The sequence below is a fragment of the Kibdelosporangium philippinense genome (assembly GCF_021390435.2).
Lineage (GTDB): Bacteria > Actinomycetota > Actinomycetes > Mycobacteriales > Pseudonocardiaceae > Kibdelosporangium > Kibdelosporangium philippinense.
Genome location: NZ_JAJVCN010000004.1, coordinates 388,799 through 411,179, shown reverse-complemented (window position 1 = coordinate 411,179; position 22,381 = coordinate 388,799). Strand labels below are relative to the sequence as shown.

Here is a 22,381-nt window from a genome sequence, read left to right as displayed (position 1 = left end):
CAAGATCGCGCCATGGAAAGCGCGATGCTCAAGCCGTCCGACGCCCAGTTGATCCTGGCGATGAACAACGCCGCGGTGCCGAACGTGAACGAGGCCACAGAGGCGGAACTGGCCGCGTTGATCGAGATGTCCGAACTGACCGTGGCGCTCAAGGACGGTGAGACGGTACTCGGTTTCGTGCTCACGCTGCCGCCAGGCGTGGACTACGCCAGCGAGAACTACGCCTTCTTCAGCAGCCGCTACGACCAGTTCGTGTACGTCGACCGGATCGTGGTCGCTGAGGAAGCGCGCAACCGCGGCATCGGCGTCAAGCTCTACGACATCGTCAGCGAATTCGCGAAGGAGCACGGCGGCGAGCGTGTGCTGTGCGAGGTGAACCTTGAGCCGCCGAACCCCGGCAGCCTGCGGTTTCACAAGCGGATCGGGTTCGTCGAGGTCGGCCAGCAGCGCACAAAAGGCGGAACTTACCTGGTCTCGCTGCTGGCAAAAGAGGTCTGACGACCGAGCGCGAGTTCAGCCGCGATGGTCCCGGTCAGCGGAGCCAAAGTCAGCCCACTCGGGCCAAGGCCGGTCGCGACGACCAGGCCGTCAGCGGGCGACGAGATCTCCGGCCGCCCGCTCGTGCTCAACGGCCGGAATCCGATCCTGATCTCCTCGATGGTGGCGTCGGCAAGCCCCGGCGCCACACCGAGGGCGTCCGAAAGGATCTTGTGCACGCCACCGGCCGTCTGCCGGAAATCGAAGCCGGACCCAGCCTCCCGCGTCGCACCGACCACGACCTTGCCGCCAGGAAAGGCAAGCAGGTAATGGTCACTCATCGACCGAATAACCGGCCAGTCCGAAGTGTCCACTCCGGACAGGCGAAGGTGCGCGATCTGGCCCCGCTGCGGCTCAACGGCGACCTCGACACCGATGGCCTGACATAGCTTGGCCGTCCAAGCGCCTGCCGTGACAACGACAACGTGCGCACCGACCACCTCACCGTCGATCTCGACGCCAGTCACCCGCGAAAGCGCACGGACAAGCCTGGCCTCGCCATGCATCCGGCGCGCGCCGTGACGTTCCGCCGCGCGCAGCAACGAATCCCGCATCACCCGCCCGTCGACCCGACCGACGCCACTGACATACAGCCCAGCAAGATCCTGACGCAGCACGGGAAAGCGCCGCGCGGGTTCGCCCGTTGACAGCACTTCGACGGCACCGATGGACGGGTCACGTTCCTGAATCCCGCGGATCATCGTGGCTGCTTCGGGCAAGCCGCTCTCGTCATCGGTGATGGTGATTCCGCCGACCTGCGCGTAACCCGGCTCCGATTCGCCGTCACAAGCCAATTGGTTCAGCAAAACGGGGTACTGGGCCGCCGCGGCCCACCAGAAATCCGTTGTGCCAAGCGAAGGCTCGCCGAGCGGCCACGGCCATACGATCCCCGCGCCCGCCGCTGTTGCCTGGCCGTCGTGCCCAGCGTCCACGACCAGGACTTCCGCGCCATCGGCAGCCAGCCGATACGCCGCCACCGCGCCAACAATGCCGCCACCGACCACGATCACGCGCATATCGACCAGCTAACCGCACCACACGCCAGCAGGCCAATGGTCACAGTGTGAACATCCCGGCCCTCGGGGTACCCAAGGCTTCTACCCGAGACGGAAAGGCGACGAGCGGTGAGCGAGTCCGAGTGGCGACACGACAAAGCCGAGTTCGTCGCGGGCCGGGACGACATTCCCGGCCCGCTTGGCGAGCAGTTCGCGGCGTTGACCAGGTCCCTGCTGACCACGAAAACCGTCGGTGGAGTGCTGCATGAACTGGTGATGACCGCGGTCCGGTTCGTCCCAGGCGCCGACTTGGTCAGCGTCACGCTGCGTGACGCTGATGGCAGCCTGCACACCCCGGTCTCCACCGATCCGCTGGCCGTGCGGCTCGACGAGGTGCAGTACGACAGCGAGCGCGGCCCGTGCATAACCGCGGTCGATCCTGACGGACCCGCGTTCTCGCTGAGCAACGACCTCACCGCCGATGAAACATGGCCGGAGTTCGCCTCGGCCTCGACAGACCTCGGTTTCCACGCCGTACTGTCCACCGCGTTGATCCGTGATCCACAGCCACCGGCGCTGTCTGGCGCGCTCAACGTCTACTCACGCCATCAGTACAGCTTCAACCGGGCCGATCGGAACATCATGTTGCTGCTGGCCACCCACGGATCACTGGCACTGTCGACCACTCGCGCGATCACCCTCGCCCAGCTGCAGGAAGCACACCTGCGCAAGGCCATCGACAGCCGTGACGTGATCGGCCAGGCCAAGGGAATCCTTATGCAGCGCCGGAAAATCACCGCCGATGAGGCGTTCGACGTGTTGCGGGAGACCTCGCAGTCGCTCAACGTGAAGCTGAGCGAGTTGGCCAAGACGCTAACCGACCGGCATATGGAACTCGATGCCGATCAGCCGTAGCACGCGCCGACGGAGATGTTGACCTGGGTCGAGGTGATGCTGCGGCCCTTGTCCGACGCGACGAACGCGGCGACGCTGCCCACGTCGGCCATGGTCGCGGCGCGCTTGAGCGGCGACGCGTCGATGATGCTCTGCCTGGCGGGTGCCATTTCCGGAATGTCCGGGAAGGTGTCGACGATTCCGCCGGTGAGCAGGGTCACTGTGCGGATGCCGTGCGGCGCCAGCTCGACCGCCCACTGCCTGCGCAGCGACTCGACGGCGTCCATGCCGATCTGCACGTTGCCCATTCCGGGGAGGCTGTTCGCGTGGTCCGACCCGCCGAAGAACAGCAGGACTCCCGATTCCTGCTTGACCATGTGCCTGGCTGCGGCCTTTGTGGTGATCAGCTGCGTGGTCAGGCCCTTGCTGATGGCCGCGACGAAGTCGGCCGTGGAGATGTCGGCAAGCGGTTGGAAGATGGCATCGAGGCCGATCAGGTTGATCGAGATGTCCACGCTGCCGGACTTCTCCACAACGGCGTCGATGTGGTCGTTCACAGCGGACGCGTCCAGCGCGTCGACCACGGCCGTCTCGGCCTGGCCGCCCTCGGCGCGGATTCTGTCCGCGACCGTCTCGAGCGTCGCCGGTGTCCGGCCTGCCACAAAGACCCTGGCGCCTTCGGCGGCGAAGCCAGTGGCCATCGCGCCACCGATCGATCCGCCGCCCCCGTAGATCACCGCGGTCTTGTTCTCAAGCAACATCAGCTGCTCCTTTCGTTGCCAGACAAGCTATGACCTGGTCACATCCGTTCACATCGGTCACGCGACTGGCGTGCGACCGGCGCCAAGGCCGGCGGCTAAGTCATCCGAGGCCGAGCTGTGTCAGTTCGATCCGTCTGGTGACGCCCAGTTTCGGGTACGCGCGGTACAGGTGGTGGCCGATCGTGCGCGGGCTGAGGAACAGCTGCGCGCCGATCTCCTTGTTGCTCAGCCCGGTCGCTGCCAGTCGAATGACTTGCACCTCCTGCGGCGTCAGGTTCTTGAGCGGGTCGTCGGCGACGGGGTCGAGCGTCGGGCGTTCGCCCAGGGCGGTGAGTTCGCTCGTCGCACGTGCTGCCCAGATCGACGCGCCCATACGCTTGAACCCGGTCAGCGCGGCTTCCAGTGAGGTTCGTGCCTCGCTGCGACGGCGTCGGCGGCGTAGCCATTCGCCGTACAGCAACTGGGTCCTTGCCTGGTCGAATCGGCCGCTGTGCAGGTCGAGCGCTGCCTGGTAGTGCTCCTCCGAGTCCTCGAGCATCGCCTGGCAGCGCCGTAACAACGCGGAAGCGACCGGACTGTCCACATGTTCGGCCCACCGTTTGAACGCCGTGAACTGATCGGCGCTCCGGTCCGGATTGCCGTCGCGGACCGCCGCTTCCACCAGGTCGGCGACCGCGCGGATGAGGAAGTCGTACTTGGCCGGGCCCACGCACACGGCGTGCAGCGCGTCGAAGGCCGCGCCATACCGTCCGGCAGCGAGGTCGAGCAGGCCCAGGCCCCAGGACACCATCGCAGTGCCGACGGCGTGACGCCCATCGAGCACCGGCAGCACCTCGGCGGCCAGTTCACGGCATCGCGGCTCGTCGCCCGTCACCGCGGCCAGCCATACGGACGTCGAACGCAACACCGCGACTTCCATGTTCATCCCGAACTCGGTGCTGAGCCCCACTGCCTCGGCCAAGGAGGTCTGTGCCGTGAGGAAGTCACCGCTCAGCGCTTGGGCGAAGGCGATGACTTCCTGCGCGTACGGGATCCACGTCAACGCTCCGCTGGCGCGTACTTCGGCCAGCATCAGGTCCATCACCGCGATGGTTGCCTCATCCTCGGCCAGCATCAGCCCGCTGAACCCGGCCACGACCCGATGCATGAGATCCGCCTTCTCCTGGCGGCCGATCTCGATCATGGCGCGGAGCGGGCCGACCGCGTTCTCTGGTCGGCCACTCAGCAGGTCGCCCCAGCTGATCTGCGCGTCGGCGGACGCACGCGTCGCGGACTCCGGCTGCAGCCGCAACTGCCCCATCAGCCGTCCGCCCTCGGCGATCAGCGGCGACGCGCCCGCGTCGCGACCTGTGCAGATCATCTCGGTCAACATGACGACCGCTCGTTCAGGATCACTGTCCATGACCAGCCGCGCCGCCTCGCACGCGAGCGCGGCATCCGCTTCGGGTGAGGTTCGCTCGTACTCGATCTGGCCACGTAGCAACGTCGCCTCCGCGACAATGCTCGGATCGGTGGTGAGCGACGTGGCTTCAACGGCCAGACGCGCCGCGCGATCGGGTTTGCCCGCGTCGTAGGCGGCGAGCGCGGCCTTGGCGATGCGACGGGCTTTGAGCTCCGGATCCACACTCAACCGGCCAGCGCGGTCGTACGCGGCCGACACGGCCATGGCCCCGCCACGGCGTTCTGCCCGCAGGGCGGTCCGTTCGAGTTCGGCGGCCACGGCCTCGTCCGGCTCGGTGGTAGCTGCCGCGAGGTGCCAGGCCCGACGGTCGAGGACGTCAGGGGCGGTGAGTGCCTCGGCGAAGGCCCGGTGGACCGCGATCCGCTGGTGGTGGGTGGCGCACTGATAGGCAGCGGCGCGCACGAGCGGATGCCGGAACGCCAGTTCCCCATCGGTCACGCTGATCAGACCTGCGCGTTCGGCCGCGTCGAGGTCGGACGTGTCCGTGCCGACCACGCGGGCGACGCGCAGCACCGTGTCCATCCCGGCGAAGCGGTCGGCTGCGGCGACCAGCAGGATCGACTGGGACGCCTCGGGCAGGCTGACGATCTGGTCGCGGAACGTGTCCTGCACACGTCGGGTCACCGGCAACGGTCCGACCTGGTGCGCGGGCTCCGCACGACCTTCACGCTGCGCGGCCAGACGTGCCGCACCGAGTTCCAGCAAGGCAAGTGGGTTCCCGTTGGCCTCTTCCAACACCCGTGCCCGCATCGGCGCAGTCAGCCCAGGGCTGTTGTGGTCGAGCACCCCGGCCGCCGCTTCTGGCGACAGGCCCGACAGTCTCAGCTCCTCGATGCCGGGTGTCTGAAACGGCACTGCGGTGTCACGGACCGCGAGCAGCATCGCGACCGGGTCCGCCTGGAACCGTCGAGCGGCGAACAACAAGGCGTCCGATGAACCGCGGTCAAGCCATTGCGCGTCGTCGACCACGCACAACAACGGCTTCTCCGCCGCCAACTCGGCGAGCAACGTGAGCGTCGCCGCGCCAATCAGGAAAGGGTTGGTCGCGGCGTCGTTGCTCAACCCGAACGCGCCCCGCAACGCGGCTGCTTGGGGGCCGGGCAGCAGGTCGAGCCGATCCAGATACGGGTACAGCAGCAAGTGCAGAGCACCGAACGCCAGCTCCGCCTCGGATTCGATGCCGACGCCGCGCAGCACACGCATGCCTTGAGCCGTCGCCACCGCATGATCAAGCAGCGCGGACTTGCCTATCCCCGCGTCGCCGCGGATGACCAGTGCCGCGCTACGACCGGAAGACGCCTGCTCCAGTAATCGCTCGACGCGGTCCCGTTCCGCATTCCGGCCGACCAACATGGCCAAGAGCCTAATGCCACGTGATCCCGTCGCTCGTCCTGACAAGCGTCAACCATCATGGCCGCATGAACCTCTCCCGTGCCGTGGTCGCGGTGTGTGGCGCGGCGGCCGTTCTCACGGCCTGCACTCAGCCAGCCGACCCGCCAAAGGAAGTGGCGTCGCTGCCGACGACCGGGCCTAACAGCAGCACCGCCGCGCCTAGTTCGGCGCCACCGTCGGACGAATCGCGGCGACCACAGTTGCGTTTGGACAGTAGCGACGAGGAAACGCAAGCGGCCTGGGCGACTATTACGTCTGCCTCAAGCAAAACGGCCATGTGATGATCAACGGCCGAGAGCGCACGACGCCGGGAGGCAGCACCGTCCAGACGCCGGACATGAACGACCAGAGTCCGGCGAGCAAAGGCGCCGTGCAGAAGTGCCAGGGACGCCTTCCCCTTCAGCCACCGGAGATGGACGAGGCGAAAAACCCGCACTACCTCGACGACTACCACGAGTGGATCACGTGCATGAACGAGCACGGGGTGCCGGTCGAGGCGACGCAGCCGCTGGGCAGCGGATGGACATACAGTCGTCAGTCGACCGTTCCGTACGACCAGGAACGCAAGATCGAGAACGACTGCAAGAAGGCCGCGTTCAGCAAGTGACCCGCCGCGGAGAATCGTGCTGCGGTACAAGCGATCCTGATGAAGGCCGAACAGTCGGCAATGAACCTGTACCTGGCTACGATGGCGCGCAAGGCGTTGGCGGGAACCAATGTGGACGTACACGAGTTCCTGCGGGTTGGGCCGGGCACAGCCACGCGTCGGCCTCGTGACGTTTCGCACGTATCCGCGGTGGTCCGGTGAGCGGCTAGAATGCGCTGAGTGATCATCGACCACGACCGGCTGGTGCCGCTTCGGCAACGCCTGACGTCATTCATCGGTCGTGAAGCGCTGCTTGAGGAATGCCAAGAAGTGCTACGGGACGACACCATCAGGCTGTTGACCCTGTGGGGGCCTGGCGGGGTCGGCAAGACCAGGTTGATGCAGGAGCTGGTGAAGCTCGTCAACCAAGATCGTGAAGACGTGCGGGTTGTTTATCTGGACGAGGTCGCGGCCGCGGATGATGAACGGCAGCTGGCCGCCACGATCGCGGTCAGTGTGGGACTACGCGACAACAACGCCCGAACGCCCATTGTGGCCCGCTTGGTTGAGCATCTGCGCGATCGCCGCCTTCTTCTGGTGCTGGACAATTGTGAGCACCTCGTGGGCGATGACCTGGATGGACCGCTGCCGCGGGTTGTGCGGAACTTGCTCGGTGGGACGAATTCGCTGCGGGTTCTGGCGACCAGCCGTGACCACAAGATCGGGGTGGAGGGCGGCGTCCGGATCGCGGTACGCCCGATGTCGGTCGCGGGTGGTGAGCATTCCGAGGCAATGGCCCTGCTGATCAACCGCGCCAAGTTGGTGGGCAGGGACATCACGAAAAACCCGAGAGACCTTGAGCGCGCGCAACGGCTTTGTGTCCTCTTGGAGGGTCTGCCGCTGGCCTACGAGCTGATTGCGACGCGGCTGTCGTCGTTCAGTCTTGCCAGGATCCTTGACGATGTCGAAAAGGCTGGCACGCTCGGGGTTTTGGTTGGCGGTGAGTCCGATCGGGCGCAGCATCGGACCATGCTGTCCACGATCGAGTGGAGCTATCGGCTTCTCAGCCCAAGCGCGCGGCGGATGTGGGCACTGCTTTCGTTGTTCGAGGACGGGATGAACATCGACGATGCCACCGCTGTCTGCACCCGGATGGGGATCGGCGCAGGGAAAGTGTCTGGACTGATCACCGAACTGATCGACAGTTCGATTGTCCGGATGGAAGTCAATGATCACGATGATCCCCGCTACCGGCTGCTCAAGGTCTTGCGTGACTACGGCTTGGCTGTGCTCAAGGAATCCGGCGAGATGGCCGCGGCGCGCATGGCACATGCTGATCACTTCCGTGATCTCGTGCACACCGGTGCCCGCGCGTGGTTCGGGGCCAATGAGATCTACTGGATGAAGCGGTTGGATCGGGAGACAGCCAATATCCGTGCGGCACACCGGGTTTTGGCGAGTTCCGGACGGATCGAGGATGCCGCGGACCTCGTCGCCGACGCGGCGGAGAGCCGTTTCCACTTCTACGGCTGCAAGCTTGGGCAGATTCGATCGATGCTGACGCTCAGCATCGAGGTATTGCCGAATGACTCCGAGCGACTGGTCACGATGCTGTCGATCTTCGCGCATCTGGCGGAAATCCAGGGTGATCCGGCAACCGCACGGCCGTTGCTGGCTCGAGCCGAGGACGTCGCGCGTGCACTCGGGTGCAGCGAGTCGCATCCCGTGCTCCAGCAGGCGCGCGTCGGGTTCGCCTGGATGTCCGATTTCGACACTCCGGACCTTTCGTGGGAAACGTTGATCCCGCAGATGCACGCCGTCGAGGACGGTTTCCCGACGGAAGGCCTGAAAAGCATGGCCATCCTGTTCACCGGGGCCGTTGGAGCGCTGTACGGTGATCGCGCCACGGCGATGACCGAGGCGCCGCGGGTGCTGGCGAACGCCGAGCGGGTCGGCGCGGTGTGGGCAATCAGTTGGGGCTATTGGGTTTACGCGGTCGCCGAGACGTTGCATGGTGACCTGGCCGAGGCGATGCGGTTGCTGCGGCGGGCACTGGACATCCAGGTCCGGATCAGCGACATGTGGGGCGTGGCGTGGACGGTCTTCTGGCTCTTCGTCCTGTTGTCGAAGCTCGGCGAATACTCGTCGGCCGCACAGGTTTTCGGGGCCGCGAAACAGCTGCTCCGGGAAGGGAGCGCGGACATCTCCGGGCTGAAGCCGTACCGGAGGTGCGAGCGTGCGGCCGAAGAGCGCGCGAAACAGAATCTCCGTCCCGGTGAATGGGACAGGCTTGTCGCGATCGGCGCGGCCAAGACGGACCAAGAGGCCATTCAACTCGCCAAGCAGGCCATGACGTTGCCCGTCAAGGAAAGGAACGTTGGCGGATTGAGCAACCGCGAACGGGAGATCATCGGGTTGCTCACCGACGGCTTGTCCAATAAGGACATCGCGCAGGCCTTGCACATCAGCCCGCGCACAGTCGAGACACACGTCAGCAACATCATCCAGAAAGTCAACAACACCGGCGAGGCCTGGGTGTCCAATCGCGCCACACTCGCCAGATGGTGGCAGCACAACGGAATCAGCCACTGATCAGGGCTGCCGCGCGTTCCGCGATGGCAACAACCGTCGCATTGGTGTTCGCGGACGGAACCGAGGGCACCACCGAGGCGTCAGCGACGCGTAACCCGCTGAGACCACGCACACGAAGATCATCGTCGACAACAGCCATCTCATCCGTCCCCATCCGGCAAGTCCCGGCGTAGTGGTAGTAGGACTCGATGCTCGCTCGGACAAATTCACGATCGTCGGTTCCCGGTCCAGGCACGACCTCCGCGTCCCGCCAGGGCACCAACGCTGACGCCTGCCCGATCTCCCGCGCCATATTCAATCCGACAATCAGTGCCTCCAGATCACGACTGTCGCCAAGGTAGTTCGGATCGAGCAAAGGAGCCGCGTGCGGGTCTGAAGTAGACAGTCGCAACTGGCCACGGCTGCGCGGTGTGATGGCGGAGACCCCGATCATAAAGCCGTTTCCGAACTCTTGTGGGACAGGAGCCATGAAGAACACCTGTACGTCCGGCGCGGTCAACGAAGAGTCGCTGCGGGCCAGCCCAATTGCCTCGATGTCGTTGTAGGCACCGGCAGGCACGGGCTGCTTCGCCGTGTAGACAAGCACGAACCGCGGATGGTCGTGCAGGTTCGTTCCCACACCAGGCAAATCCGCGACCACATCGACCCCGACCTGTCTCAGGTGGTCGGCAAGCCCGAGGCCGGACAACAACATCAGCTTGGCTGAGCCAACCGCGCCAGCACACAGCACCACCTCGCCCGAGCATTCCGCTCGGAGAAGCTGGTCACCGACGGAGTACTCGACTCCGGTACATCGATCACCGTCGATCCGCAAACCGGTCGCGACCGCATCGGTCACGACTGTCAGATTAGGACGGTCGAGCACCGGCCGGAGGTAAGCGTCGGCCACGCTTTGCCTTTTGCCGTCAACGATGTTGAGGTCGACCCAGCCGAACCCTTCCTCAAGCCCACCACTGATGTCGGCCGCACGACCATGCCCGGCCTCCACCGCGGCCTCGATGGCCGCGGCCGTGGTCGGGTGTGACTGTCCGGCCGGTTTCACAACCAATGGCCCATCCGTGCCGCGGACAGCGGGATCGCGCCCCTCGGCTCGTTCACTGCGTTGGAAATACGGCAGCAGGTCGTCGAAACCCCATCCCTTGGCGCCATATTCCGCCCAGGCGTCATAACTGGATCGGTGCCCACGAGCGAAAACCATTCCATTGATGCTCGACGAACCACCAAGCGCACGGCCGCGCGGCCATTCAACAGACTTCCCCAATGCGGACTGACGCACGGTTGTATCGGCCCAATCAAGGGGGCCGCCACGCAACGACAACCACTCCCCCGGTGTCGCCATAGTCTCCGACACCTGGCCACTACCAGCCTCGACCATTAATACCCGCGCGTCGGAGTTCTCCGACAGGCGCGTGGCGAGCACGCAACCAGCCGATCCCCCGCCAACCACGACGTAGTCATATCCGTCCACAACCTCACCCTTCTGCGCAACGGCACGACCCGCTGACTACCTTCGGCGCTTTTCACCGGAAACACCATGAGCGGGAGCATGTATTTGTCGGATGCCGAAACACCTAGCCCGAACGGACGAACCACTTATGCCCGTACGCGGTTACCCCTAGCCGATTCGAGTGGTCTGAAACACCGTGATGCAGAAGAGTTGACATGACATCCCGGTGCCATATGGTTCCCCCATCGGGGGATCTGTCGCTGGCGAGTAAGGGGGAGTGTGGACTTTCGGCTTCTTGGTCCGCTTGAGGTGGCCACGGACGATCGGACGATCCCGATCGGATCAGGGCGCCTGAAGTGCCTGTTGGCTGTTCTGGTGGTCAACGCCAACACGTTCGTCGGATTCGACGAATTGGTCGAAGCAATTTGGGGCACCACGGTTCCGGTGAATCCGCGACCGGCTGTCCATACGTGTGTGGCACGGCTCCGCAGCGCGCTTGCCGGAGAAGTCCGTATCGAAGCAGGCTCCGGCGGATACCGGATCGTCGTCGGCGAGTCCAGAGTGGACGTGAAGCGGTTCGAGGCGCTGATTCTCCGCGCGCGGACGGCTGGCTGGCGGGAAGCCGAGATGCTGACGGAAGCGCTGGGCCTGTGGCGTGGCGAGGCGTTGGCCGACGTGCCGTCGGATTACTTGCGGCAGCTGGCCGATCTGTGGTGGGACCGCCGATTGCAGGTGCTGGAACGGAAACTCGAACTGGACCTGCGAGCCGGGCTGCATGACAGCGCGCTACCGGATCTGCAGAAGCTGGCCGTTCAATATCCGTTGCGGGAGCGGTTCTGGGCCTTGCTGATCACCGCATTGTCGCGGTGTGGCCGTCAAGCGGACGCGTTGCACGCTTATTCGACTGTGCGGCAACGGCTTGTCGACGAGCTGGGCGTGGATCCAGGACCGGGCCTACGGCAGGCACACCAAGCTGTGTTGACCGGACAAGCAAATCGCCTCGTGAGTGGTTATGCGGGTTCTAACCCGTATAACCACTCACGAGGCCTGATCTCGGTTGGGTTTGCGACCCCGGAGGCTTTCGCAGGCAGCTCCCCGGGGCCGCAATGTCTATCTAGTTGAGGCCATTGCGGATGGCCGTGATCAGTTCACCGTTGGTCGTGTCGCCGGACAGTTCCCAGAAGAACGCGCCGCCGAGACCCTGCTGCTTGGAGTACGTCATCTTCCCGCCGATCGTCGCCGGGGTGTCGTAGCTCCACCATTCGTTGCCGCAGTGGGCATACGCCGTCCCGCCGACCGTGCCGTTGGCCGGGCACCGGGTCTTGAGGGCCTTGTAGTCGTCGATACCGCCAGAGGGTTCCACTGAGGACGGTGCGGGTCCGGTCGCCGAGCCGCCCGGTGCGCTCTGCGTCACACCGGTCCAGCCACGGCCGTAGAAGCCGATACCGAGCAACAGCTTGTTCGACGGCACACCCTTGCTCTTCAGCTTCTGGATCGCGGTGTCCGAGTCGAAGCCCTGCGTCGGGATGCCCGGGTACGACCTCAGCGGCGAGTGCGGTGCCGTCGGGCCCTGCGCGGCGAAGGCGCCGAAGTAGTCGTACGTCATCACGTTGTACCAGTTGAGGTACTGCGCGGCGCCGCCGTAGTCGGCCGCGTCGATCTTGCCGCCGTTGGTGCCATCGGCCGTGATCGCCGCGGTGACCAGGTAGTTCTGGCCGAAGCGGTTACGCAGTGCCTGCGCGATGTTCTTGAACGCGGCCGGACCGCTGGTGTCGCAGGTCAGACCACAGGCGTTCGGGTACTCCCAGTCGATGTCGATGCCGTCGAAGACGTCGGCCCAGCGCGGGTCCTCGACGAACTTGTAGCAGGACTCGGCGAACGCGGCCGGGTTCTGCGCCGCCTGGCCGAAGCCGCCGGACCAGGTCCAGCCACCGAACGAGTAGAGCACCTTGAGGTGCGGGTACATCTTCTTCAGCTTGCGCAGCTGGTTGAAGTTACCGCGCAGCGCGCCGGCGTCCCACGAGTCAGCCACGCCGTCCACACTGGACGCGGCGTCGTAGAACTTGTCGATGTCCGGGTCACGCTCGCCCATCACGCACTGGCCGTTCTGGACGTTGCCGAACGCGTAGTTGATGTGCGTCATCTTGGCGGCCGAGCCGCTCGTGTGGATGTTCTTGACGTGGTAGTTGCGGGCGTAGACCGTCCACTGTGCGAAGTAGCCCAGGTTGATCTTGCCGGACGGCGGGTCGGTCGGCGGAGGATCGGTTGGCGGCGGGTCCGTGGGCGGCGGGTCGGTCGGCGGCTGGCCGGTTGCCGAGCAGGAGCCACCGTCGAGCTTGCAGTTGGTCGGCGCGGTGAAGGCACCGCTGTAGTTCACGTTGAAGCCGAAGCTGACCGACGCACCCGGTGCGATGGTGCCGTTCCAGGTGTTCTTCACCGTGACGCGCTGACCGCTGGTGGTCTGGTTGCCGTCCCACAGGCCCGAAAGGCGGTGGCCGGCTGGCAGGTCGAATTCGACCGTCCACGATGTACGGGCGCTGGTGCTGCCGTTCGTGATCGTGTACTTGCCCTCGTAGCCGGTTCCCCAGTCGGAACCCTTGCTGAAGGTGGCCGAGACGCCACCGGCGCCCGCGGCCGGCACGACGGCCAGGCCAAGCACCACCGAAGCCGAGACGGCCGTTAAGGCCGCGGCGTGGTGCCATCGAAACTTGAACATCAGTCTCCTCAAACGGCAGGGGTCGGAGCGATGCAAGAAACGATGTGGTTTAGACCACGTTGAGAGCAAGGGTCTAGACCAACCTGTTACCCGAATGGAGTAACAGAGGAAAATCCCAGCGCGTCTGGGATGAGTACTTCGTGCAGTCTTAACGGTACAAAGCACTCACGTTCTTGACTTCTGGCGCCAGATCTGGTCGTTCGACGACCGTAACGCCTGCCGCGGCAAGCATCTCGAAGCCTTCGCCGACCACGAACCGGCTCGGCTCACGCAGCGCGAACACCACCCGGGGAATACCGGCGTCGATAATCCACTGTGAACAACTACGCGGCCTGGACATGCGTTTGCTGCATGGCTCAAGCGAGCTGTAGATGGTCGCGGTCTTGAGACGCGGGTCATTGACCGGGATCTTGCCAAGCGCTTCCTCTTCGGCGTGCGCCTTGGGATCGGTCTCCCGAGAGTAACCCCGCGCGATCTCCCTGCCTTCGCTGTCGACGATCACCGCGCCGACCGGATACGCCGTTTCCGACGGCGGACACTTGCGGGATTCCTCAATGCACTCCCGCAACCAGTACCGATCGGCATCAGGGAAGAACCGCATCACCGTACAGTCGCCGACCTGTTGGATGCCGTCCAACACCATCCGATCGGCGCCGAACTGTCCATCTTGGACAAACCGAGGCGCGCGACTGTCCCCGACGAAGATCGGGGCGACGGCGAGCTGAATCTCGTCGGCCAGGTTCTGAGTCAGAAATGCTGTGTGCACAGCACTTCCGCCCTCGACCATCAGCCTTCGCACACCACGTCTGGCCAGGTCTTCAACCACTATGGACAGTGGGACCGCAGGCGGTCCGTACACGACGAAGTTGTCGTCACGGAAGAACTCGGCAGATCTGTCAAGCGCACCTGACGCGGTAAACGTTACGCGCAAAGGGTTACTCGGCAGCCCGCGCGCTTCCCGCTCGGCACGACGCTTGTCCGAACGGACGCCAAGGCGCGGGTTGTCACGGCGGATTGTGTTGGCGCCCACCATGATCGCGTCAACGCTCGCGCGCAGCTCGTCCACCCGATCCCAGTCCTCGTCACCGGACAGGATCAGGCGCTCGTCGGTCGCGTCGTCGATGTAGCCGTCGACCGACATCGCCGCGCTGAGGATCGTGTACGGCCGGTTCACAGGCCCACAGCGGAGTAGAGGGCGCCGATCTCGTTGCGGTTCAGCGCCCGCATCGTGCCCGGCCGCTGATTGCCCAGTCGTACGTCACCGAACGCCGTTCGGACAAGCCGCTCCACGGGGTGACCGACGTGCTCAAGCATCCGCCGGACAATCCGGTTACGCCCCTCATGCAGGACGATCTCGACCATCGCCTTGCCCGGCATCGAGTCGACGAGCCGGAAGGCGTCGGCGCGCGCCCAGCCGTCGTCCAGCTCGACGCCTTCCTTGAGCTGCTTGCCGAGCTCCCGGGGAATCGGCCCGGGGACTTCGGCAACATAGGTCTTGGGCACCTCGTAGGACGGGTGCGTCAACCGGTGACCGAGGTCGCCATCGTTGGTCAGCAGCAGCAGGCCCTCGGTGTCCGCATCGAGACGGCCGACGTGGAAGATGCCCGCGTTGGCGTTGCGCTCGTACTTGTGGACCCAGTCACCGACGCACGGGCGGCCGCGGTCGTCAGTCATCGTGGTGTGCACGCCAAGCGGCTTGTTGAACGCCAGGTACACCAGGTCCTCGCTGAGCACGACCCGGACACCGTCCACATGGATCACGGCGTTGCGCGGATCGACCCGGCGGCCGAACTCGCGCACGATCTCGCCGTCGACGCTCACCCGGCCCTCCGCGATCAGGTCCTCGGCCGCGCGCCGGCTCGCGACTCCCGCTTTGGAGAGCACCTTCTGCAGCCGGACACCTTCCGGACTTTCAGACATCGTCGATCGCATCCACTTCGGGCAACAGGGGGGCGATGGGCGGCAGATCCTCAAGCGAGGACAGCCCCAACCGCTCCAGGAACAGCTCGGTCGTCCGGTAAAGGATGCCACCTGTGTCCTTGTCCGTGCCGGTCTCCTCGATCAGACCACGCACAAGCAGGGTACGGATGACACCATCGACATTGACGCCTCGGACAGCGGCGACCCTCGCCCGAGTGACAGGCTGGCGATACGCGATGACCGCCAGCGACTCCAACGCGGCCCGGGTGAGTTTGGCTCGTTGGCCATCGTGCAGAAGTTTCTCCACGAAGGGGGCATATTTGTCGCGGGTGTAGAACCGCCATCCACCGCCGACATCCCGGAGGTCGATGCCCCGGTTCTGCTCGGCGTACTGAGCGGCCATGGTTTTCAGTGCGGCCCGGATCCGCTTGACCGGCTCGTCGAGGGCGTCGGCCAGGGATTCGACCTCGGCTGGGGAGTCGACGACGAGCAGAAGTGCCTCAAGGGCGGAGTGGAGCGTTTCGTCGTCGGTGAGGTCAGGGAGGCGGGAGGCGAAGGCTGTCGGGTCCTCGTCGTCGCCAGAGGATTCCTTTCCGCTCTCGGCTTCGGGTGCCGCCGTGGCGTTAGGAGCGTCTAGCAGCTCGGGGGTTTCGCCATCGATGGCTCCCGCTGAAGCTTCGGCCGACTGAGAGTCGGCGGGCTCGGCTTCAGGGCTCGACTGACCAGCTTCATTCGGCCCGGTGGCAGTCTCCGGCTCGGCGAGAGACACCACCCCCACCTCAGGCCCAGCGTCAGCAGCGGGGGCCTCGGTCGGCTCCCCCACGGACTCCGGCTCAGCCGTACTATCGGCATCGACCTGGCCGCGTTCGACTTCCGCAGCGGCCTCGGCCGCCTCGGCTTCGGCAACCGCTTTGCTGCGCTCGTCGAACGAGGCCACCAAGGCCGCGATCCGGGCACTGGTCGCCTCGGCTTCAGTCGGCTCGGTTCCCTCGGCTCCGTTTTCGGGCGTCGTCACCCGTATTCCTCCTCCTCGGCGGAGGTCTTGGCGGCCTCGGCGGCTGCCTTGGCCTCCTCGACGCTGCCGCCGGTCCACTTCACCCGCAGTTCGGTGAGGGGCTCGTCCTGTTCGAACAAGACCACAGCCTCGCGGTACAGCTCGAGCAACCCAAGGAACCGGGCGACCACCTCGGTGATGTGCTCGCAGTCCGCCACCAGCTCGGCGAAGGTCAACTCGCCTGCTTCGGCCAGACGCACCCGCAGGATGCCCGCGGTCTCCTTGACTGACACCGCGCGTACGTGCACGTGCGCCAACGACACCGTAGGCGGCGGCTTCGGCCGGAACACCGCGGCCGCGATCTCCGCGAACTTCTCCGGTGAGACGCCGAGCATCACCTCGGGCAAGAGCGACGTGTAGCGCTCCTCCAAGGCCACAGACCTGGGGTAACGCCGCAAAGCGTTGGCTTCGAGCTCCGAGAACAGCGCCGCCACCTGCTTGTACGCCCGGTACTGCAACAGTCGGGCGAACAACAGGTCGCGGGCTTCGAGCAGGGCTAGGTCTTCTTCGTCCTCGACGTCGCCCGCGGGCAGCAGGCGGGCTGCTTTCAGGTCCAGCAAGGTCGCCGCGACCACCAGGAACTCGGTGGTCTCGTCGAGGTCGAAGTCTTTGCCTATCGCCCTGATGTACGCGATGAAGTCGTCCGTCACCCGGTGCAACGCCACTTCCGTCACGTCCATCTCGTGCTGCGAGATCAGCTGCAGCAGCAAGTCGAACGGGCCTTCGAAGTTCGACAGTTTCACCGTGAACTTCGGGGACGCGGCCTGGTCGGGGGTGTCCAACGCGGTCGTCACTGCCCGTTTTCCTGGCGGAGCCTGCGCACCAGCAGCGACTCCTCGCCGTACTCCTCAAGGTCAGCCAGCAAAACCGCGATCGCTTCCCGCACGACTCTGCCTCGATCCACCGCGAGCGCGTGTTTCGCTCGCAGCGTCAGGCGGGCGTGCTCTAGTGCGAGCAGTTCTTCGTCGGACACGTAGACCGTGATCTTCGTGTCGTGTTTCTGGCGCGGCGAGCCACCCCGGACCACTTCTGGCCGGGTCTCCGGCTTTGGTGGAGTTGTCGGACGGAAGAGCTCGGCCGCACCCGGCAAAGGGGCGCGGCGGGTCACCTGGCGATCACCTCGCGAGCAAGCGCCCGGTAGGCCTTCGCACCGGCCGACCGCGGCGCCCAGCGCGTGATCGGCTCACCGGCGACAGTCGTCTCCGGGAAGCGCACAGTCCTGTTGATCACGGTGTCGAACACGATATCCCCGAACCTCTCCACAACGCGGGCCATCACCTCGCGTGAGTGCAGGGTACGGGGGTCGAACATGGTCGCGAGAATGCCGGTGATCTCCAGCCTCGGGTTCAGCCTCTCCTGGACCTTCTGAATCGTGTCCATCAGCAGCGCAGCTCCACGCATACTGAAATACTCGCATTCGAGCGGGATCAGCACACCATCGGCTGCCGCCAGCGCGTTCACTGTCAGTAGTCCAAGCGAGGGCTGGCAATCCACCAGGATGTAATCGTATTTGTCGATCACTGGACGCAGCGTGCGCAGCAACGCGTGTTCCCGACCAACCTCCGCGACCAGTTGCACTTCGGCCGCGGAGAGGTCGATGTTGCTCGGCAGCAGGTCCATGTCCTCGACCGTGGTCCGGATGACCACCTCGTCGAGGTTGGGCCCGTGCTCGATCAGCACGTTGTAGATCGTGCGGTCCAGCTGGTGCGCGGGGATGCCGAGGCCGACGGACAGCGCGCCCTGCGGATCGAAGTCGACCAGCAGCACGCGACGGCCGAACTCGGTCAGCGCCGCGCCGAGGTTGATCGTCGATGTCGTCTTGCCGACACCACCCTTTTGGTTACAGATCGCCAGCACCTTCGCCGGACCGTGCTTTTCCAGCATGGCCGGTTCGGGAATGTGCCGTTTCGGCCGACCGGTCGGGCCGATCGAGCCGTCAGGCCCGGTCGACGGGTCGTCTTCTTCGGCGTCTGTCGCGGGTTTGGCGGGAAGACTCAATGGATCCTCGGTGGGGCGCACGACCGGAACTGCAGTGACGGGCGGGCGCTCCTGCGGTTGATAAGTCGGTGGGGACGGTTGGGGCTGTGGCTGCGGATAAGGCGCTGGTGCGGACGCGGTTGGGTAAGGCGGTGCCGAGGCGTGCCCCGGCACGCCGAAAGGCTGCGCCGCTGACTCGAATGTCGACATGCCGACCTAGCTCCTTGTCGTCCGGTCTTGGCGCAGACTAAGGGCGACCAACCCAAGTGGCAACGCGCCTCGCCGGTAAAGCGTCGTATCCGCAGATCAGGAAACGAACGCCGCCGCGCGGGCGTGCGCGGCCAACACGGAGTCCAGAAGGTTCGGGAACTGGCTGTCCAGTGCTGCACGACGCACCGACAACCAGCGTTGGTTGCCATCCGGTCTGGTATGTGTCACGCCTGCTTCCCGCAGCACGCGCAGGTGCTGTGACAACGTTGATTTGGCGACGGTGACCTCAAGACAGCCGCATGACATCTCACCGACGCGGTCAAGCTGTGCGACGACGGCGAGTCGGGTTGGGTCGCTGAGCGCGTGCAGTACGTCGGTCAGGGTGAGCTGCTCATGGGCGGGCTCATCTACCCCAAACATCGTCCGCAACACCTCCGTTTTGTCCGGCCTCTGTCAGATTATCCGCTGGCGCGAGGGTGGGCGGTCGCGTAGACCTCGCGGAGCGTATTCACCGTTACTAGCGTGTAGATCTGCGTTGTGGTTACGGAAGAGTGGCCAAGAAGTTCCTGAACCACCCGAACGTCTGCCCCGCCTTCCAGGAGATGTGTGGCAAAAGAGTGACGAAGTGTGTGGGGGGAAACTTTTTTGTCGATGCCGCAGCGCTCCGCCGAATCCTTCAGAACCTGCCACGCGCTCTGTCGCGACAACCGTCCCCCACGCTGGTTGAGGAACACTGCGGGCGTGCCCCGCTTGACCAAGGACGGTCGCGCTCGTACGAGGTATGCGTCGAGCGCCGCGAGCGCGGGACGCCCAATTGGTACGAGCCGTTGTTTGCCGCCCTTGCCGTCGAGCAACGCGGTTCGCTCGATCGTGTCAATGTCGTCGAGGTCGAGCCCAACGGCTTCGGAGATACGGGCGCCGGTTGAGTACAGCAACTCCAGCAGGGCCCGGTCGCGGAGTTGGGCCAGGCCGTCGCCGGGGATGTCGAGCAACTTGAGCACATCGTCGAGGGGCAACGCCTTCGGCAAGCGTCGTGGGGTCTGCGGAGGTTTCACCTGACGCGCCGGATCGTTCTCGACGAGCCCTTCTCGTACCGCGAACTTGTGCAGGCCACGCACAGCGACCAGTGCACGCGCGGCTGACGAGGCTGCCAACGGCGGGTGGTTTTCGTCGCCTTCGCGCAGGACCGCGAGAAACTCGGAGACGGTCTGTTCGGTGATCGCGGCGAAGTCGGTCGTGCCCAGGTAGTCCTGGTACCTGGCGAGGTCGCGGCGGTAGCTGTCGAGCGTGTTGCGCGCGGTTCCACGCTCGACCGCGAGATGATCGAGGTACCCGGCGATCACCCCGGCGACCGACATGAGCAGACCTTACAGTTGATCACCTTTGAATGCGGTCCGGTCCAGTTGGACCTGTCGGTTGCCTCAGCGCGCCATGACCCAGTGCGTACCGACCCAACTGCCGAGGAACCGTCGACCGCCCTTCTTGACGGTGCCGACTTTGCTGAACCGTTCCCCTTCGATGACGCTTCGCGCTGGTGACAGCTCGCGGCAGACATGCGAGACCATCGCATGCACTGTCCCCGCGAGGTCGAACTGCTGCTCGGGCGGGCAAAAGCTGAGTAGGAAGATCGCCTGCCGCCACGCGTGAGCCGCGTTCTTCGCCCCGATCCGCCAAGCCGAGTTCGAACACCTGCGTTGCCAGGTTGTACGTGGTCAGGATCTGGCCCCGCTCGATGACCGTCTCGGTGCCTGCCACGGCCGCGCAGCTCGCCCGGCCTGCTTCCTTGGCACGTGACGTGCACAAATCGCCGAAATCCGCGGTCGCCCAGAAGGACTCCGGCGGCAGGTCGTAGTAGTTGGCGTACAACGTGCCTGCCATGGTCCGGCTCGCCAGGATCGCCTCAGGAGACTCGGTGATCGCACCCAGGACCGCCTCAACCAACGCCTGCCTGGCAGTACGGATCACCTCGAACTCCCCGACCCACAGTGTCCTGATAGGACGTTTGAACCGCCGGGTGATCCGCACCAGGTGGACATGGAGGCGGGAATCGAACCCGCGCCACCCCGGTGTTCAGCCGGACGATCTACCACTGATCTACTCCACGACGCAGCGAAGATCGTAACGGCCCGACAGACGCGCCGCACCCGAATTTCCGCACTAGGCTCCTGACATGGATCTCAAGCCGCGTAGCCGCGATGTCACGGACGGGTTGGAACGGGCGGCGGCCAGGGGCATGCTCCGGGCAGTCGGGATGGGTGACGAGGACTTCGCCAAGCCGCAGATCGGCGTCGCGTCCTCGTGGAACGAGATCACGCCGTGCAACCTCTCCCTGCAGCGCCTTGCCCAGGCGAGCAAGCAGGGTGTGCACGCGGCCGGTGGGTTCCCGATGGAGTTCGGCACGATCTCGGTGTCCGACGGCATCTCCATGGGCCACGAGGGCATGCATTTCTCGCTGGTGTCCCGTGAGGTGATCGCGGACTCCGTGGAAACCGTCATGCAGGCCGAGCGGCTGGACGGCGCGATCCTGCTCGCCGGGTGTGACAAGAGCCTGCCGGGCATGCTGATGGCGGCCGCGCGGCTCGATGTCGCCGCGGTTTTCCTGTACGCCGGTTCCATCCTGCCGGGCACTGTGGACGGTCGGGAAGTCACGATCATCGATGCCTTCGAGGCGGTCGGAGCGTGCGCCCGCGGCCTGATCACGCGGGAAGAGGTCGACAAGATCGAGCGTGCGATCTGCCCTGGTGAGGGCGCGTGCGGCGGGATGTACACGGCGAACACGATGGCGTGCGCGGCCGAAGCGCTGGGAATGTCGCTGCCAGGTTCGGCGAGCCCGCCGTCGGTCGACCGGCGCCGTGACACGTTCGCGCGCGCCAGCGGCGAAGCCGTGGTCGGCATGCTCGCGAAAGGCATTACCGCACGGGACATTCTGACGCGCGAAGCCTTCGAGAACGCGATCGCGGTCGTGATGGCCCTCGGCGGTTCGACGAATGCCGTGCTGCACCTGCTGGCGATCGCACACGAGGCCGAAGTCGAGTTGACGCTGGCCGATTTCACCAGGATCGGTGACCGCGTACCGCACCTCGCGGACGTGAAACCCTTTGGGCGCCACGTGATGACCGCTGTCGACCGGGTCGGCGGCGTGCCTGTGGTGATGAAAGCCTTGCTGGACGCCGGTTTGCTGAACGGCGACTGTCTCACCGTGACCGGAAAGTCGCTGCGGGAGAACCTGGACGCGCTCGCGCCACCGGAGCTCGACGGCGACGTGGTGCGCAAGCTGGCCAACCCGATCCACCCAACCGGCGGCCTGACGATCCTGCACGGCAGCCTGGCGCCGGAAGGCGCGGTGGTCAAGAGCGCGGGCTTCGACTCCTCTCGGTTCGAAGGCACCGCAAGGGTTTTCGACGGCGAGAAGGCCGCGATGGATGCGCTCAACACGCTGAAACCCAATGACGTCGTTGTGATCCGTTACGAAGGACCGCGCGGCGGCCCGGGCATGCGCGAAATGCTGGCGGTCACCGGAGCGATCAAGGGCGCAGGCCTGGGCAAAGACGTCCTGCTGCTCACCGACGGCCGTTTCTCAGGCGGCACAACAGGTCTGTGCATCGGACACGTGGCGCCTGAGGCGGCGTACGGCGGACCGATAGCGTTCGTGCAAGACGGCGACCGGATCGTGCTCGACATGCAAGCCCGGACCCTGGACCTGGAGATCACGCCGGAAGAGCTGGAGAAGCGCAAAGCGGGCTGGACAGCACCAGAGCCGACGAGGCGGACCGGTGTTCTGGCCAAATACGCCCGTCTCGTCGGCTCTGCGGCTCAGGGAGCTATTTGCTCTTAGAGG

At 65.3% G+C, this 22,381-nt stretch carries 22 protein-coding genes and 1 tRNA gene; 7 read left to right on the top strand and 16 right to left on the bottom strand.

Annotation, left to right across the window (positions count from 1 at the left end; translation table 11 throughout):
• Positions 1–12 precede the first annotated feature (12 nt).
• Positions 13–498 carry a GNAT family N-acetyltransferase gene (locus LWC34_RS44815; protein ID WP_233731390.1) on the top strand — a complete coding sequence of 162 codons (486 nt, stop codon included), beginning with the start codon at positions 13–15 and terminating at the stop codon, positions 496–498.
• Here the strand turns inward: LWC34_RS44815 and LWC34_RS44810 are convergent.
• Positions 465–1,553, bottom strand: coding sequence for an NAD(P)/FAD-dependent oxidoreductase (locus LWC34_RS44810; protein WP_233731389.1), 1,089 nt, complete (start codon positions 1,551–1,553; stop codon positions 465–467). The genes LWC34_RS44815 and LWC34_RS44810 overlap by 34 nt on opposite strands.
• A 108-nt stretch (positions 1,554–1,661) precedes the next feature.
• On the opposite strand from LWC34_RS44810, the gene LWC34_RS44805 reads away from it, so the two are divergent.
• Positions 1,662–2,447 carry a GAF and ANTAR domain-containing protein gene (locus LWC34_RS44805; protein ID WP_233731388.1) on the top strand — a complete coding sequence of 262 codons (786 nt, stop codon included), beginning with the start codon at positions 1,662–1,664 and terminating at the stop codon, positions 2,445–2,447.
• On the opposite strand, the gene LWC34_RS44800 is transcribed toward LWC34_RS44805, so the two are convergent.
• The 3 genes from LWC34_RS44800 to LWC34_RS44790 all read right to left on the bottom strand — a co-directional run bounded on the left by LWC34_RS44800 (position 2,438) and on the right by LWC34_RS44790 (position 6,318).
• On the bottom strand, positions 2,438–3,187 hold the full coding sequence (locus LWC34_RS44800; protein ID WP_233731387.1) for an SDR family NAD(P)-dependent oxidoreductase: 750 nt from the start codon (positions 3,185–3,187) through the stop codon (positions 2,438–2,440). The two genes, LWC34_RS44805 and LWC34_RS44800, sit on opposite strands and share 10 nt — an antisense overlap.
• Positions 3,188–3,287: 100 nt before the next feature.
• On the bottom strand, positions 3,288–6,002 hold the full coding sequence (locus tag LWC34_RS44795) for an ATP-binding protein (RefSeq protein WP_233731386.1): 2,715 nt from the start codon (positions 6,000–6,002) through the stop codon (positions 3,288–3,290).
• Positions 6,003–6,129: 127 nt separating this feature from the next.
• Positions 6,130–6,318 carry a hypothetical protein gene (locus LWC34_RS44790; RefSeq protein WP_233731385.1) on the bottom strand — a complete coding sequence of 63 codons (189 nt, stop codon included), beginning with the start codon at positions 6,316–6,318 and terminating at the stop codon, positions 6,130–6,132.
• A 3-nt stretch (positions 6,319–6,321) separates the two neighbouring features.
• Between LWC34_RS44790 and LWC34_RS44785 the strand changes: the two genes are divergently transcribed.
• From LWC34_RS44785 to LWC34_RS44775, 3 genes are read left to right on the top strand one after another with little or no spacing between them, the layout of a single operon-like run.
• Positions 6,322–6,648, top strand: coding sequence for a hypothetical protein (locus tag LWC34_RS44785; protein WP_233731384.1), 327 nt, complete (start codon positions 6,322–6,324; stop codon positions 6,646–6,648).
• A gap of 39 nt (positions 6,649–6,687) precedes the next feature.
• Entirely contained in the window at positions 6,688–6,849 is a 162-nt protein-coding gene (locus LWC34_RS44780; RefSeq protein WP_233731383.1) for a hypothetical protein, read from the top strand.
• A gap of 18 nt (positions 6,850–6,867) precedes the next feature.
• Positions 6,868–9,219: a LuxR C-terminal-related transcriptional regulator gene (locus tag LWC34_RS44775; protein ID WP_233731382.1), complete on the top strand. Its 2,352-nt coding sequence runs from the start codon at positions 6,868–6,870 to the stop codon at positions 9,217–9,219.
• On the opposite strand, the gene LWC34_RS58395 is transcribed toward LWC34_RS44775, so the two are convergent.
• Positions 9,209–10,687, bottom strand: a complete 1,479-nt coding sequence (locus tag LWC34_RS58395) for a GMC family oxidoreductase (RefSeq protein WP_233731381.1) — start codon at positions 10,685–10,687, stop codon at positions 9,209–9,211. The two genes, LWC34_RS44775 and LWC34_RS58395, sit on opposite strands and share 11 nt — an antisense overlap.
• Before the next feature lie 258 nt (positions 10,688–10,945).
• Between LWC34_RS58395 and LWC34_RS44765 the strand changes: the two genes are divergently transcribed.
• Complete coding sequence (locus LWC34_RS44765) at positions 10,946–11,788, top strand: AfsR/SARP family transcriptional regulator (protein ID WP_233731380.1); 843 nt, start codon at positions 10,946–10,948, stop codon at positions 11,786–11,788.
• Here LWC34_RS44765 and LWC34_RS44760 read toward each other — a convergent pair.
• The 11 genes from LWC34_RS44760 to LWC34_RS44710 form a co-directional block, all read right to left on the bottom strand.
• A complete protein-coding gene (locus LWC34_RS44760; RefSeq protein WP_233731379.1) occupies positions 11,781–13,382 on the bottom strand; it encodes a glycosyl hydrolase family 18 protein in 1,602 nt (533 codons plus the stop codon). The two genes, LWC34_RS44765 and LWC34_RS44760, sit on opposite strands and share 8 nt — an antisense overlap.
• A 148-nt stretch (positions 13,383–13,530) precedes the next feature.
• On the bottom strand, positions 13,531–14,556 hold the full coding sequence (locus tag LWC34_RS44755) for a dihydrofolate reductase family protein (protein WP_308200238.1): 1,026 nt from the start codon (positions 14,554–14,556) through the stop codon (positions 13,531–13,533).
• Positions 14,553–15,302, bottom strand: a complete 750-nt coding sequence (locus LWC34_RS44750) for a pseudouridine synthase (RefSeq protein ID WP_233731378.1) — start codon at positions 15,300–15,302, stop codon at positions 14,553–14,555. Before LWC34_RS44750 ends, LWC34_RS44755 begins: the two co-directional genes overlap by 4 nt.
• Positions 15,295–16,125, bottom strand: coding sequence for an SMC-Scp complex subunit ScpB (scpB, locus tag LWC34_RS44745; RefSeq protein WP_233734059.1), 831 nt, complete (start codon positions 16,123–16,125; stop codon positions 15,295–15,297). Before scpB ends, LWC34_RS44750 begins: the two co-directional genes overlap by 8 nt.
• A gap of 188 nt (positions 16,126–16,313) precedes the next feature.
• Positions 16,314–17,150, bottom strand: a complete 837-nt coding sequence (locus LWC34_RS44740; RefSeq protein WP_233731377.1) for a segregation and condensation protein A — start codon at positions 17,148–17,150, stop codon at positions 16,314–16,316.
• Positions 17,147–17,464 carry a hypothetical protein gene (locus LWC34_RS44735; RefSeq protein WP_233731376.1) on the bottom strand — a complete coding sequence of 106 codons (318 nt, stop codon included), beginning with the start codon at positions 17,462–17,464 and terminating at the stop codon, positions 17,147–17,149. The genes LWC34_RS44740 and LWC34_RS44735 overlap by 4 nt, the downstream gene beginning before the upstream one ends.
• Positions 17,461–18,285 carry a ParA family protein gene (locus tag LWC34_RS44730; protein WP_372496834.1) on the bottom strand — a complete coding sequence of 275 codons (825 nt, stop codon included), beginning with the start codon at positions 18,283–18,285 and terminating at the stop codon, positions 17,461–17,463. Before LWC34_RS44730 ends, LWC34_RS44735 begins: the two co-directional genes overlap by 4 nt.
• Positions 18,286–18,639: 354 nt before the next feature.
• Positions 18,640–18,963 carry an ArsR/SmtB family transcription factor gene (locus LWC34_RS44725; protein WP_233731374.1) on the bottom strand — a complete coding sequence of 108 codons (324 nt, stop codon included), beginning with the start codon at positions 18,961–18,963 and terminating at the stop codon, positions 18,640–18,642.
• A 38-nt stretch (positions 18,964–19,001) separates the two neighbouring features.
• The gene (gene xerD, locus LWC34_RS44720; RefSeq protein WP_233731373.1) at positions 19,002–19,901 is read right to left on the bottom strand and encodes a site-specific tyrosine recombinase XerD; all 900 of its coding nucleotides are present in this window, start codon (positions 19,899–19,901) and stop codon (positions 19,002–19,004) included.
• A 19-nt stretch (positions 19,902–19,920) separates the two neighbouring features.
• Complete coding sequence (locus LWC34_RS44715) at positions 19,921–20,508, bottom strand: hypothetical protein (protein WP_233731372.1); 588 nt, start codon at positions 20,506–20,508, stop codon at positions 19,921–19,923.
• 64 nt (positions 20,509–20,572) lie between these two features.
• Positions 20,573–20,647, bottom strand: a tRNA-Phe gene (locus LWC34_RS44710).
• A 66-nt stretch (positions 20,648–20,713) separates the two neighbouring features.
• Here LWC34_RS44710 and ilvD point away from each other — a divergent pair.
• Positions 20,714–22,378: a dihydroxy-acid dehydratase gene (ilvD, locus tag LWC34_RS44705; RefSeq protein ID WP_233731371.1), complete on the top strand. Its 1,665-nt coding sequence runs from the start codon at positions 20,714–20,716 to the stop codon at positions 22,376–22,378.
• Positions 22,379–22,381: the final 3 nt, after the last annotated feature.

Coding starts and splice junctions, on each gene's coding strand:
- LWC34_RS44780 (WP_233731383.1), top strand. CDS start 6,688: ATGAAGGCCGAACAGTCGGCAATGAACCTGTACCTGGCTACGATGGCG.
- LWC34_RS44790 (WP_233731385.1), bottom strand. CDS start 6,318: ATGGCCGTTTTGCTTGAGGCAGACGTAATAGTCGCCCAGGCCGCTTGC.
- LWC34_RS44795 (WP_233731386.1), bottom strand. CDS start 6,002: ATGTTGGTCGGCCGGAATGCGGAACGGGACCGCGTCGAGCGATTACTG.
- LWC34_RS44750 (WP_233731378.1), bottom strand. CDS start 15,302: ATGTCTGAAAGTCCGGAAGGTGTCCGGCTGCAGAAGGTGCTCTCCAAA.
- ilvD (WP_233731371.1), top strand. CDS start 20,714: ATGGATCTCAAGCCGCGTAGCCGCGATGTCACGGACGGGTTGGAACGG.
- LWC34_RS44815 (WP_233731390.1), top strand. CDS start 13: ATGGAAAGCGCGATGCTCAAGCCGTCCGACGCCCAGTTGATCCTGGCG.
- LWC34_RS44760 (WP_233731379.1), bottom strand. CDS start 13,382: ATGTTCAAGTTTCGATGGCACCACGCCGCGGCCTTAACGGCCGTCTCG.
- LWC34_RS44810 (WP_233731389.1), bottom strand. CDS start 1,553: ATGCGCGTGATCGTGGTCGGTGGCGGCATTGTTGGCGCGGTGGCGGCG.
- LWC34_RS44785 (WP_233731384.1), top strand. CDS start 6,322: ATGATCAACGGCCGAGAGCGCACGACGCCGGGAGGCAGCACCGTCCAG.
- LWC34_RS44800 (WP_233731387.1), bottom strand. CDS start 3,187: ATGTTGCTTGAGAACAAGACCGCGGTGATCTACGGGGGCGGCGGATCG.
- LWC34_RS44725 (WP_233731374.1), bottom strand. CDS start 18,963: ATGTTTGGGGTAGATGAGCCCGCCCATGAGCAGCTCACCCTGACCGAC.
- xerD (WP_233731373.1), bottom strand. CDS start 19,901: ATGTCGGTCGCCGGGGTGATCGCCGGGTACCTCGATCATCTCGCGGTC.